This window comes from Vibrio sp. V43_P6S15P86, from assembly GCF_009904725.1.
Lineage (GTDB): Bacteria > Pseudomonadota > Gammaproteobacteria > Enterobacterales > Vibrionaceae > Vibrio > Vibrio diabolicus.
The window spans coordinates 1-13,608 of record NZ_WXWT01000411.1; the positions used below are offsets into that span (position 1 = coordinate 1).

The 13,608-nt window shown below is 43.8% G+C and carries 9 protein-coding genes and 1 pseudogene; 7 read left to right on the plus strand and 3 right to left on the minus strand.

Features of this window, described 5'->3' with window-relative positions; all coding sequences use genetic code 11:
* The 6 genes from CAG69_RS18620 to CAG69_RS18645 form a co-directional block, all read left to right on the plus strand.
* Positions 1-726: reverse transcriptase domain-containing protein (locus CAG69_RS18620; protein WP_272925892.1), on the plus strand; the 726-nt coding region annotated here is incomplete at its 5' end.
* Complete coding sequence (locus CAG69_RS18625; RefSeq protein WP_180700554.1) at positions 726-944, plus strand: cold shock domain-containing protein; 219 nt, start codon at positions 726-728, stop codon at positions 942-944. The genes CAG69_RS18620 and CAG69_RS18625, both read left to right, overlap by 1 nt.
* A gap of 546 nt (positions 945-1,490) precedes the next feature.
* Positions 1,491-3,128 (plus strand): methyl-accepting chemotaxis protein, encoded by a 1,638-nt coding sequence (locus CAG69_RS18630; RefSeq protein ID WP_054867757.1) that lies wholly within the window; start codon positions 1,491-1,493, stop codon positions 3,126-3,128.
* 463 nt (positions 3,129-3,591) lie between these two features.
* Positions 3,592-4,731 carry an efflux RND transporter periplasmic adaptor subunit gene (locus CAG69_RS18635; protein ID WP_005390787.1) on the plus strand — a complete coding sequence of 380 codons (1,140 nt, stop codon included), beginning with the start codon at positions 3,592-3,594 and terminating at the stop codon, positions 4,729-4,731.
* A 2-nt stretch (positions 4,732-4,733) separates the two neighbouring features.
* Complete coding sequence (locus tag CAG69_RS18640; protein WP_161445605.1) at positions 4,734-7,895, plus strand: efflux RND transporter permease subunit; 3,162 nt, start codon at positions 4,734-4,736, stop codon at positions 7,893-7,895.
* Positions 7,896-8,087: 192 nt separating this feature from the next.
* Positions 8,088-8,543, plus strand: a complete 456-nt coding sequence (locus CAG69_RS18645) for a MarR family winged helix-turn-helix transcriptional regulator (RefSeq protein ID WP_161445607.1) — start codon at positions 8,088-8,090, stop codon at positions 8,541-8,543.
* 44 nt (positions 8,544-8,587) lie between these two features.
* Here CAG69_RS18645 and CAG69_RS18650 read toward each other — a convergent pair.
* A pseudogene (locus CAG69_RS18650) lies at positions 8,588-9,545 on the minus strand (AEC family transporter).
* A gap of 600 nt (positions 9,546-10,145) precedes the next feature.
* Here CAG69_RS18650 and trpS point away from each other — a divergent pair.
* On the plus strand, positions 10,146-11,168 hold the full coding sequence (gene trpS / locus CAG69_RS18655; RefSeq protein WP_005390796.1) for a tryptophan--tRNA ligase: 1,023 nt from the start codon (positions 10,146-10,148) through the stop codon (positions 11,166-11,168).
* Between the two features lie 90 nt (positions 11,169-11,258).
* Here the strand turns inward: trpS and CAG69_RS18660 are convergent, their stop codons facing one another.
* Entirely contained in the window at positions 11,259-12,215 is a 957-nt protein-coding gene (locus CAG69_RS18660) for an ATP-dependent dsDNA exonuclease (protein ID WP_161445609.1), read from the minus strand.
* Positions 12,212-13,540 carry a sphingomyelin phosphodiesterase gene (locus tag CAG69_RS18665; RefSeq protein WP_161445611.1) on the minus strand — a complete coding sequence of 443 codons (1,329 nt, stop codon included), beginning with the start codon at positions 13,538-13,540 and terminating at the stop codon, positions 12,212-12,214. Before CAG69_RS18665 ends, CAG69_RS18660 begins: the two co-directional genes overlap by 4 nt.
* Positions 13,541-13,608 lie beyond the last annotated feature (68 nt).

Here is a 13,608-nt window from a genome sequence, read left to right on the forward strand (position 1 = left end):
TCTGTTCCTCAAGGCGGTTGTACTTCCAGCTATATCGCAAATCTTTTATTTTTCAATAGCGAGTATCATTTAGTTTCGAAATTGCGTGGACAAGGGCTACAATACTCCAGGTTATTAGATGATATTACTATTTCATCTCAAGAAGAACTCTCAAAACAAAAATGTGAAGAAGTAATTAAACTAGTAGCAGGGATGTTGACTAAGTATGGTCTCAAACTTAAAGGCTCTAAAACTCAAAAAGAGTATAGGTCTAACAGAAATGCAAACCTTGAAGTAACAGGAGTCTGGGTTAAACATAGAGCCCCTAAAGTTCGTAAAGAGGAAAGACGTTATGTTAGACAGTTAGTTTATGTTTGCGAGCAAAAAGCAAAAGTCTCCAAGACTACCCAAGAATATCATGAACACTGGAATCGTACCTCCGGATTGGTTGCTAAATTAGAAAGGTTAGAGCACGGACAAGCAAAAAAATATCGTGAGAGATTAAGAGCTATTTTACCGATATATTCTGAATCCACTGCAAATCAAGTATTAAAATCAGTTAATGCTGCTTTGAAAGTCCCTAAAACCTCTCATAAAGATCTAGGTCGTGTTAATCGATTGAATAAAATTTATTACCAGCTAAGTATATTGTCTAGGACTAAAAGGTATGAAGCTAAGAAAGCAAGAAGACAGTTAAAAAAGTACTACTCATCTTCTCCAACTAAACAAGAAATATGGGAAATATAATGCCAATAGATAAAGGATATATAAATGCCTATATTGAGCATAAAGGGTTCGGTTTTATACGGCGTGAAAAAGGGAGAGATGTACTTTTTACGATAGATGTTTTAGAAGATAAATATGATACAAATAATTTACAACTAAAACCAGAAGTCGAATTTGACTATGAAGCCACTGACAAAGGGCCAAGAGCTACTGCTGTTAGGTTTGTATATGAATCATAGAGATTAGCCAGTCGTTAAAGCATTCGTGGTCGTAGCAGCGCTGGCTTACGAATTTCTTTTTAGTCATGAAATGATAGTACAAAAAACTGGTACAAACTCTCAAAGTTCGGTATAGTTAACTTATTGATTTTAATTGCTTTAATCTTGGCAGCTTGCAATCGAGAGTTCGAATCTCTCACTCACCGCCACATTTGAGCCCTAGCAGAAATGCTGGGGCTTTTTCGTATTACGCGACAAGTTCAATCCCAGAGCTGTATATCGTATTGATTCTCAAATACTCATTGAGTCGGCAAGCCCTTCAAAAAGCCTCCTTTTTATTCATCTTTTGTTACACATTTTCCGTGCAGGTAGTGCGTTTTTATTCGCATGTTGTGATGAGCGTTCCTTATTAAATTTTCCACAAAATCAATTAATTGTTGAAATTAGAACGCTTGTCAAAAAGTCATCAGATATCATGTTTAATAGAGTCTTTTACCTAATGGGATACTCTATTTGTTTGATATAATTTCTGGCAGTTTGTATACCATAATTAAAGAGAGTCTATTCATGTTCCAGAACTTAACGATCAAGCAGAAGATAGTGATTCCGCTGTCACTGATTATTGGATTGTTTATTGTGAGCTCTGTATTAAACGTTATGACAAGTTGGAAACAATCTGAGTTGAGTGAAACACTTAACGAACAGATAGTGCCGAACTTATTAACGATTGAGGATGCTTACCGCGATCTTTACCAAGCTACATCTGCAATCCAAGGTGTTGCTCTTTCTGATACTCAAACCGATATTGACCACCACATCGGTGAATACAAAGACAACGCATACAAGGCGCTGCCACGTATGGAGAAAATGATTGAGCTATCGCAAGCTGGCGTGATGTCTTCTTCACACGGTAATGAAGTGAGAAAGCTTGTCTCCCTAGGTGAAAAATGGTTGGCGAGTTATGAAGCGATGTTGCGTTTACCTCAATCACAATGGCTTGGTTACTACAACGAACACAAACACACCTTTGAAAATCAGTTTATCGAGGTAAGAGCGCAACTTAATGTTGTGAAAGATGCTATAGAAGAAAAACAAAGCTTATTGAAAGATGAAATCTCAGCAGCCGCAACAAGAGCTCAGGTAATTCTTGAAGCGGGCATTGTGATTGTTATTCTGGCCGCTATTGCGATGGCGTTTTTGTTGTTGCAAACCGTCGTGAAGCCTATCAACGATATCAAAAATGCGATGACAGAAATTGCTTCTGGTGAAGGTGATTTAAGCCAGCGAATCGATGTGAAAACACAAGACGAAATTGGCAATTTAGCGAACGCGTTTAATCAGTTTGTGTCTAAAATCCAAGCGACAGTTTCTCAAGTAATTGAAAGTTCGAATACCTTGCGTAATGAGATGGAAAATCTTAGCTCGTTGACCACGACCATCGCGAACTCGACCGTTTCACAGCAAAAAGACAGCGAGGCGGTAGCAGCGGCAGTGCATGAGATGCAAGTCACCAGCAGAAATGTCAGCGATAGCGCCAACGAAGCTGCGGTTGCAAGCCAGACTGCGAATGATGAACTTACCAATACCAATGTTATTTTGGATCAAACCGTTAGCTCAATTCGTAGCCTCGCAAGTGAAATCGAAAGTGCAAGCCACGTCATTAACACATTGGATCATGATGTGAGTAACATTGCTTCTGTATTGGATGTCATTCGTGGTATCGCAGAGCAAACGAACTTATTGGCGCTTAACGCAGCGATTGAAGCGGCTCGTGCAGGAGAGCAAGGGCGAGGCTTTGCTGTTGTAGCCGATGAGGTTCGCTCGTTAGCCAGTCGTACACAACAGAGCACGGGTGAAATCCAAACCATGATTGAAAAGCTACAATCTGGTGCGGGACAAGCCGTAGAAGTGATGCGTGGTAGCCAAAATAGCAGTGATGAAACAATTCAATCGGCAGGGAGAGCGAGTCAATCCCTTTCTGAAATCTTAAACGCGATTTCACGTATGAACGAGATGAACACACACATTGCAACGGCTGCAAGCCAGCAAAGTACGGTAAGTGACGAAGTAAATAGCAACGTACAAGGCATTGCAGATAGCAGTACATCTATTGTGGAAATCGTCAACCAAGCGCAAGCATCTTTAGCCATGTTATCAGAGCAAACCCAGCGCTTAGATCATCAGGTTAGTCAGTTCAAAGTATAAGCTTGAGAACTGCAGTCTCACTGACGAAATAACCCGCTTCTGAGCGGGTTATTTTTTAGATAAGGGTCGAACCTGACTTGTGAAGGCTCGACTATATTTACATCCCTCTTTTACTTAACTTTGTATACCAGAGGTGCAAATAATCCTAGACAGCGGTGACAAACTCTGTACAGCGTGATGATGCTTTTATCATCACTTTTGCTGCTTTTTAACCATTGAAATTGCTCACAGGAAAGTGTGATTTCCAACCCAAAATCTTCAAATTTGAGAACTTCATTACACCTTTACCATAAACGTTTTTCGTAAGCGTATAGAACTGTAAATTTTGTTGTATGTACAACACTGGGTAATTATCATCCTAATTAATTTGTTCTGGATATACATCCGTTAGTCATCATTAAGTCATTCTAGAAGTTTTTAGCAAGGAATCTTGAAGGCTTGTAGGTAAAAGAGAGAAAAATTCATGAGACGTAAAACCACGCTATCTCTGCTGATTGCGTCGAGCCTTTTTGTGGTTGGATGTCAACCTAGCGAAGAAGGATCGAGCCAAGGTAGTGGTCCTGCGCCCGCAACCGAAGTTGAAGTGTTAACGGTGGAACCAACTCGCCAAGCGTTAACTGTCGAGTTGCCAGGTCGTAGCCGTGCATTCAAAGAAGCGGAAGTTCGTCCGCAAGTTACAGGCATTATTTCAGAGCGAAATTTTGTTGAAGGGGGCCTTGTTGAACAAGGACAGTCCCTATATCAAATTGATGATTCATCATTTCAAGCGGATTTGCTGAGCGCTGAAGCGGAATTAATCCGAGCTCAAGCAGCGGCAGAATCGACCCATGCCACGGTGAAGCGTTACAGAACCTTGATCACCAAAAAGTCCATCAGCCAACAAGATTTGGATGAAGCAGAAGCAGCATACAAGGAAGCGCAAGCACAGGTCCTAGTCGCAAAAGCTAAGATCAATACGGCAAAAATCAATTTAGATTACACGCAAGTGAAAGCTCCGATTAGCGGTGTGATCGGTAAATCGAGTGTGACGGCGGGTGCGTTGGTTACGGCTAACCAAGCAGCCAAATTAGCGACCATTCAGCAGCTTGATCCTATCAACGTTGATATTGTGCAATCATCCGCGCAACTGCTGCGTTTAAAAGCGGCTCTTTCTCAAGGTCATATGCAAGAGGATGATTCTGCGCAAGTTACATTGATGCTTGAAGATGGCAGCACGTACGAACACAAAGGCACGATGAAATTTACCGAGGTCAATGTGAACGAAAGTACGGGTAGCGTGACGCTTCGTGCTGAATTCCCAAACCCTGACGGTTTGTTACTACCAGGAATGTTTGTTCGTGCGACGGTCATTACTGGTGTTGACCCTGACGCGATTCTGATACCACAAAATACCGTTTCTCGCGATGCGACAGGCAAAGCGACAGTGATGATGGTGAATGGTGAGAACAAAGTGGAAGCAAGACCAGTGAAGACAGCCGAAGCGATCAATAATCAATGGCGTATTATTGATGGTTTGAAAGCGGGCGATAAAGTCATTACTGCTGGGTTACAAAAGGTAGGTCCAGGCAGCCCTGTAACTATCCAAAACGGTGAACAGGAGTAATCATGGCACGATTTTTTATCGATCGTCCGGTATTTGCTTGGGTTCTCGCGATTCTAACGATGTTGGCGGGGGTAATGTCATTATTCAATTTACCCGTCTCGCAATACCCAACGATTTCACCGACAACGATCACCATCAGTGCACGTTATCCAGGTGCATCAGCGAAAACCGTTGAAGACTCGGTAACGCAGGTTATCGAGCAAAATATGACGGGATTAGATTATCTTCGCTACCTATCATCGAGCAGTGATGCATTCGGTAATGCGACAATTACCCTGACGTTTGATAGCGAAGCTGATCCTGATATCGCGCAAGTACAGGTGCAGAACAAGCTGCAATTGGCATTGACATCATTGCCGATGGAAGTACAAAACCAAGGTATCGTCGTGAATAAATCCAACACGGCGTTTCTCATGGTGGTGGCAGTTTATTCTGAAGATCCTGACTTTACAGAAAACGATATCGGCGACTTTGTTGTAACGAATATTCAAGACCCGATAAGTCGTGTAACTGGCGTAGGACAAGTGCAGGCGTTTGGTGCGCAGTATGCGATGCGAGTCTGGCTGGACCCATTTAAGCTTACGCAGTTCAACTTGACCGCAATCGACGTAGCAAATGCGATCAGTGAACAGAACGCGCAAGTTTCTTCTGGTCAACTTGGTGCAGCACCTGCGCAGGAAGGCCAGCTGTTGAATGCAACGATTTCGTCTGCAAGTCGTTTGAGCAGTGTAGAAGAGTTCCAAGACATCATTCTTAAGTCTGACGCCAGCGGTTCGAATGTTTATTTGAAAGATGTGGCTCGTGTTGAACGTGGTGCAGAAAGTTATGACATTCGAGGCCAATATAATGGCTTCCCAGCATCGGGTTTAGGTATTTCATTAGGTACTGGTGCAAACGCGCTTGAGACAGCCAATGCGGTGAAAGAGCGTTTAGAACAACTGAGTGCAACGTTCCCAGAAGGGTTGCAGATTGCTTACCCATTTGAAACAACGCCATTCGTCAAAGCCTCGATTCAAGAAGTGGTTAAAACGCTGTTAGAAGCCATTCTTCTTGTGTTCTTAATCATGTACCTGTTCTTGCAGAACTTCCGTGCGACGATCATTCCAACGATCGCAGTGCCTGTCGTATTGCTCGGAACCTTCGCTATTTTGTACGCGACTGGATTTAGCGTAAACACGTTAACCATGTTCGCGATGGTTCTGGCTATCGGTTTGCTGGTGGACGATGCCATCGTTGTGGTGGAAAACGTCGAGCGTGTGATGCATGAGGATGGGTTAGAGCCAAAAGAAGCGACCAAAAAATCGATGGGGCAGATCACTGGTGCTCTGATTGGTGTGGGTCTGACGCTTTCCGCGGTATTCGTCCCTATGGCGTTTATGTCTGGTTCTACAGGGGTTATTTACCGTCAGTTCTCGATAACGATTGTGGCGGCGATGACACTTTCAGTTTTGGTAGCGATAATTCTGACTCCAGCATTATGTGCAACATTACTGAAAAAAGGCGATGCTGAGCTTCTAGAAAAGAAAGGCTTCTTTGGCTGGTTTAACCGCAAGTTTGATGCGATGACAGCTGGCTATGAAACCGGCGTTGCTAAACTCCTAAAGCGCACAGGTCGTATGTTGGTTGTATTCTTGGCAATGAGTGCAGGTGCGGGCTGGCTGTTTATGAACCTTCCGACGTCATTCTTGCCGGATGAAGACCAAGGCACGGTATTCTCAATGGCCATTTTGCCGCCTAACTCAACGCAAGAGCAGACGGAAAAAACACTTGAGAAAATGCGCGACTTTTACCTTGTGGATGAGAAAGACAACGTGAAATCCGTCTTCTCCGTTGCGGGCTTTAGTTTTGCAGGCCAAGGCCAAAACATGGGGATGGCATTTATCGGTCTGAAAGATTGGTCAGAGCGTGAAGCGCCGGGTGCTGATGCAGCTTCCATTACGGGTCGAGCGATGGGGTACTTCTCAACCATCAAAGAAGCACTGGTGTTTGCATTTGCCCCTCCTGCGATTCAAGAATTGGGTAACTCGACAGGCTTTGATTTCTATCTTCAAGATTCGTTGAACAAAGGTCACGACGCATTAGTCGCTGCGCAAGGTCAACTGCTTGGCATGGCTGCACAAAACCCGAAACTTGTCGGTGTTCGTCCGAACGGTCAAGCAGATGCGCCAATGTACAAAGTGAACATTGACCACGTTAAACTGCGTGCTCTGGATGTTAGCATTAATGACGTCAACCAAATCCTGTCAGCGGCATGGGGCGGAGCGTACATTAACGACTATATTGATCGCGGTCGAGTGAAAAAAGTCATGATGCAAAGTGATGCGGAATACCGTATGCAGCCAAAAGACTTCGATTCGTGGTACGTGCGTAACTCAAAAAGTGAGATGGTGCCTTTCTCTGCCTTTGCGAGCGGAGAGTGGACGTATGGTTCACCTCTTTTGCAGCGTTTTGATGGTTTGCCAGCGATGAATATCCAAGGCGGCGCAGCTCCTGGCGTCAGTACTGGTGAAGCTATGGCAGAAATTGAAGCAATGGTAGAAAAGCTACCAGAAGGCTTCACGGTGAACTGGAATGGTATTTCGTATGAAGAGCGCCTTTCCGGAAACCAAGCGCCAATGTTATATGCGCTGTCTATCCTCGTCGTATTCTTAGTTCTCGCCGCTTTGTATGAAAGTTGGTCAGTACCTTTCGCCGTGGTGTTAGTTGTTCCTCTTGGTGTGCTTGGTGCTGTGCTCGCGGTAATGACGCGAAGTATGGACAACGATGTGTTCTTCCAGGTGAGTTTATTAACGACGGTCGGCTTGGCAACTAAAAACGCCATTCTGATTGTTGAGTTTGCGAAAGATTACTACGAGAAAGGCGCTGGCCTTATCGAAGCAACCCTGCATGCCGTTCGTGTTCGTCTGCGCCCAATTATTATGACATCGCTTGCCTTTGGTCTAGGTGTAGTACCGCTTGCTATCAGCTCTGGCGTGGGCTCAGCAGGTCAAAATGCGGTAGGTACTGGTGTACTTGGTGGCATGATCAGTGCGACGATCTTAGGTATATTCTTTGTGCCAATCTTCTTTGTGGTGGTTGAGCGATTGTTTGATCGACGTGCGAGAAAAGAATCGGAGGCAGAGTTGTCTGAGACTAATCCTAAACCGGCTCAGCAAAGCGAGTAAGACTTGGTTGCTGTAACTAAGTTATACTGGTGATAATAAACACGATAAAAGGGCGCTTCGGCGCTCTTTATTTTATGTTTTCACTTGGTGGTTACCGTCTTTGACACAAACTTAAAGGGGGAGCGTTTTGCCTTATGCAGAATCTGCTTACTCCTTCCGACCGAATGAAAGCCTAAAGAAGAACAAACGACGATGAAAGATCAGAAAATCTCCCCAATTTCCGTTTTGGATCAAAGCCCTATGTTTGTCTGCGGTGTGATGCAGCGAATGTATCGCAACCGTGCTCAAGCTGAGCTCTCTCGGCAAAATTTAATGACACTCGAGATGGCAAGTGCACTGGCCGCTTTGGAAGAGTTTCAACCCATGAGTCAGCAAGCGTTGGCTGACGCGGTTCGAACTGAGCGAAGTGTAGCAAAGCGAATGGTGGATAATTTGGAAAAGCGAGGGTTTGTTCAAGTTTCTAAAAGTACATCGAATCAGCGTCTTAAAATGCTCAGCATGACTAAAGAGGGGGCAAACGCTTTAAAGCAAGTGCATCAAATCATGACGAATTTACAGAAAGAGTTTTTTTCTTGTTTGTCGGAATCTGAAGCGAGTGAATTTTTTCGTCTGGTAAGAAAGCTCACTTTTGCGAATCACGACCAGTAACTTGCATCAATGCCGTCTAGCGTCTTTATTTTATCGCTGGCCAATTATATTAAGTTGTAGAACTTAAGAAATAGGATGCCCAACGTACAGGTCACGGAAGAAAGCACCGTAGTGAGTGCGATGATATTTGCGGCTAATGTGGCATTGCCTCCCATGGAACGCGCCATGACATAGCTGGCAGCAGCGACTGGAGAGGCGTTCATAAAGAAAAGAATACCTAGCTCAATTCCTCGAAATCCTACTAAGTAAGCACCCATGGTGATGATGACTGGTGCCACGATGAGCTTGTAACTGCTTGCAAACCAAGATGGACCTTTCTCTTTTCTCATCAAGCTAAAATCGAGTGAGCCGCCCGTACACAACAGCGCTAAAGGCAGTGTCATTTTGGACAAGTAGTTCCCTGCATCAATAACAACATTCGGCACTGGAATAGAGAGCAAATAGAAAGCCATCCCTAGGACGATTGAGATTATCAGTGGATTCCTCGTCAGTGTTCGGCCCATCATTTTTGCGGCTTGTGGGACAGAAGTTGCGCCCTTGGGAGGTAAGCAAATTACCGCTTGGACGTTGTAAATAAACGTGGTGACCGCGACATAAAGCGCTGCTAACGCCACACCTTGAGAACCATACGCATTGGCAACGTAAGCGATGCCAATAATACCTGTGTTTGCTCGGAACCCACCTTGGATAAGAACACCTTGGTCAGGTGATGCTTTGAACAGAAGCTTGACCGAAAGGTAGGTGAAAATAAAAAAAGAAACACTAGCGATAACGCCGAAATTGACAAAGCCACTTGCCGCTGAAAAATCGTGTTCTGAAGCCACAATATTGACAAATAACATCGCAGGTAGCGTAACTTGAAACACCAGTTTAGAGCCCACTTCGATAAAAATTATCGTTGATCAGTCCAATGCGTTTGAACACCACGCCAAGTATTAACATTAAGCAGATAGGGCCGGTTATCGACAAAGAGAATTGCAACTGATGTAGAACAGCTTCCATGTAAGTACCCGTAGCAAAAGAAAAATATTCCTGCTGTCTATTAAGCCATAAACTCTGGGAGACAGGACAGAAAAGTGATGAAATTTTCCTCTTTTGTTGGTTCCAGAACCATTTGCATTCCAAGTTATGGACGAGGTCCCAGTTTAACAAAGCTGTACTGGTTCTATGCGCGATATGTTGGTTTACTACTTACCGTGATGCATCCACATGCGTATTAAATAAAAGGGTTGGTCATTGTGGTTATGGATAGGAGTTCATCGATGAAAAGGAAACACAACAAAACCGTACTTTGTGCATTTGTCTCAGGTTCGGTGTTTGGTGCGGCTTTAGTCATTGCGATGTCTTTACCAATGTAATCGTTTCTGTAGGCTCTTTGAATACTTACGCTAATTCAATACAAAAACAGATTGAGTTCAGTTCGATGTACTGTTAGTTTGAAAACATGAAAATACATGTTAGCCCTTCATCAACAACCTTCTTTTGGTGGCGCTCTAAATAGAGCGGCACGGAATACTCACATTCTTACGCTGCTGGATGGTAGCTAAGAGTGTTTGATCTTTTTATCTCCAGTAGCGATCTATTAAATACTTGGAGATAAATATGAACACCATTCAAAGTACATCGCAGCGTGAAATTATCCTGACCGGCGATCGAGCGACAGGTCCGTTACACCTCGGGCACTATGTCGGTTCATTGCAACAACGAGTCAAATTGCAAACGGAACATGAGCAAACGATCTTAGTCGCAGACATGCAAGGGTTGACGGATAACGCCCACAATCCATCAAAGGTATCCTCCAATATTCTCAATGTCGTTGCGGATTATTTGGCCGTTGGTATCGACCCCACACAAACCACGATCACGTTGCAATCTCAAATACCAGCGTTAGCAGAGTTAACGATGTATTACAGCAATCTTGTCTCTATTGCGCGTTTAGAGCGTAATCCCACGGTTAAAAATGAGATACAGAGTAAAGGCTTTGAACGCTCTATTCCTGCTGGCTTTTTAACGTATCCAATTTCTCAAGCTGCCGATATTACGGGGTTCCACGCGACGTTGGTTCCGGTAGGTGATGACCAACTGCCGATGCTGGAGCAAACTAATGAAATCGTAAGAAAAATAAACCACCTGGGTGGAAAAGAGGTTCTTAGAGAATGCCGTCCATTACTTAGTGATGCTCCTCGTTTGCCGAGTACTGATGGCAAAAATAAGATGTCTAAAAGCATGGGGAACGCAATCAACCTAGGGGCGTCTGAAAAGGAGATTTCTGCGGCGGTGAAATCTATGTATACCGACCCCAATCACCTGAAAATTGAGGACCCTGGCCAAGTCGAAGGTAATATCGTATTTACCTACCTCGATGCCTTTCACCCTGATAAAGATTACGTCGAACAGCTAAAAGAGCATTATCGACGCGGTGGGTTAGGTGATGGTTTGACCAAGAAAGTATTAGAAGAATGCCTACAAGAGATGCTTCGACCTATTCGAGAAAAGCGCACTATGTATTTGAATGATAAAGCACAGCTGATTGATATTTTAAAACAAGGTAGTCAGCGTTCTCGTGAGAAAACTGAACAAGTGCTATTTGATGTGAAAGATGTATTTGGTTTGAATTTGTTCTGAATTAAAAAGCAGGGTTCTGAATAAAAGGCACGGCTGTTTATTCGTAACGTGCCTTTTGGACTTTCAATTCCCATCAATGAAAGCTGACGTTTAAGAAGAAAAGAACTCGCGGCGAAAATCCGCTACTTCTTGTTGGTAATAGCTTTGCCATTCCGGTTCTGACAAATTCGAATGGCTTGTGGCTCTCTCTTTTCTGAGTCTGGACTCAAGTTGTTGCAATGCTTGTTGGTAACCTCTGACTTGCTCTTTTTGCTCGGCAATTTGTTGCTCACGAGCGTGAATCTCTTCGCTTTCGTCCTTCGTTAAGTAAGTTTTTTGCAGCTCTGCGATGATAGTTTGGCGATCTGGAAAGCTCATGCTATTGGGTATCAGGGCAACTGCACGCTCATATTTTGCTTGGTCGTTTGTAAGCCCGATAGCCTCTGCATTTTCTTGCCAGTCTATGATGAGTTGCTCGAAAGCTTGCAAAAAGCTTTCTGGACTTTGCGTGTTGAGCTGTTGGGCCTCTAAATTGAAATCGTATAGGGCGAACTCATCCGCGAAAATAACATCAGCCAACTCTCCCCAAATGCCTCTTGCCTCGGATTTAAGTTGTGCAATACGTGAGGCTAGTGGTTGTTGCTCATCAAATAACAAATTACCTACACTTTCTTGCCATTGACTGTTGAGTTGATGGTAGCTCGCCAAAAGTTGAAATCGTGCTGAAGATAAATAAGGCTCGAGCAAGGCTAACTGTTCCTCACAGTCGCGGTTCGACATGCACTCATGCCAAAATAACTCAAGCTCTGCGACGAGTTCTCTCCCTTTGAGCAGAGTTAGTCTCTCAGTCGTTATTTGAGTCGCAGAAGGGAGCTCTGCGGCCTGTGGTGAAGTATCTACACTGGGAGCGATATTGCTTGTTTTTAGTGATGTACTGGGGACGTTCTTATTTTTTGTCTTTGGAGCAGAAGCGGACACGGCCGCTTCTTGCTGCCCATCTTGACTGAAAGTTAAAAACATCATGCCCGCCATAATGGCGGACATGATTATCAACGCGATTTTCTTCATGGCTTGATTGTTGCGCTAACTGGGAAATGGTCAGAAAGATTGTAGTGTTTCCATAAACTCTCTGCGGTTGTGCGCGGCACGTCTACACGGTTGTCATTGAATGATTTCACCCCGTATTCACTACTCACCATAACATAGTCAAGGTATTCCACGTTTTCGCCGCCTGATAACGCTTCACCTGCGAAGTTATTGATGCGGGGATCAAAGGTTGACTCCGTGTAACCAGAATACTGAGGCTCTATGGCGCTTAAGTTGGCGATCATTTGTTGGTAGTCACCAGGGAACTTTCTTTTGTTTACGTTAAAGTCGCCGCTGTATACCACAGTTTCGCTTGAAGGAATGTTGAGAGATTTAGCGAGTGCGCGGATTTGTTTGAACTGGCGCTGACGATACTCGCGAGCGGTGTCTGTATCGAAAGATGCGGTATGGGTAGCAAACACATGGTAAGCCTGACCACCTTTAATAATTTCCGCATAATTCACGCCTTTGTCGGCAAAGCAGTCTGTGCCAGAGCAGTCGGGGAAGACATATTGCGCTTCATTCACGATAGGATAGCGACTGACAATGATCACCCCACCATCATGAATATTAACGCCTTCTTTATCTAACATTTTAGTTTGGTACGGATATTCCTTAGCTAACTCACGTAGGAATGCTTCACGACCGCTTGCAAACACTTCTTGCAGCGCTAATACATCATAACCTTTGACGTATTGAGGAATCAGTTCGTAACGATCACCGATGTGCGATGCAATAGCCGTAAGAGCCCAGATGTTGTAAGTCATCAACTTAAGGTTTTGTTCTTCGTTATCGACAGATTCATTTACTTTGCTTGGTGTGATGGTGTAATAAAGATCGTCGTATCGAGCGGTACTGTCTGACTTAAATGCCAGTTCGGTTTCTCGGATGCTAAAAGCGTTAGTGTTGGCACGATGAATATCACGATCATCTTTAAGAGATAAATCGACATCGGCCGCCGATAAGCCATATTCAATGGTTGAATTATACCAATGACCTTCCATGACTTGATTGAGTGTTATGCTTTCACCTTTAGGGCTAGAAACCACAGTTTCAAAACGGTAAGTTTGGTTTGATTTCACGCCTTCCCAACGATTGAAGCTCAATACAGGTTTGGTTTCCCACGGACCAAGTACTTGTACATGTTGCTGCCACTCTTCTCCATATTGAAGTAAATCACTGCCTTCGTGCTTTACTTGAATAGTTAAAGACTGATCAGAGTTATTGGTTAGATAAACATCTGTATCTGCAATGCTTGGCAATGCCACCAAGCCACTTAATAAAAGACCCCACTGCGATAATTTCATCTTATTTTTCCATCATTTGAACTAGAGCAATCATTCTTGTTTATAAATATTACTTGCACGTTAAATAT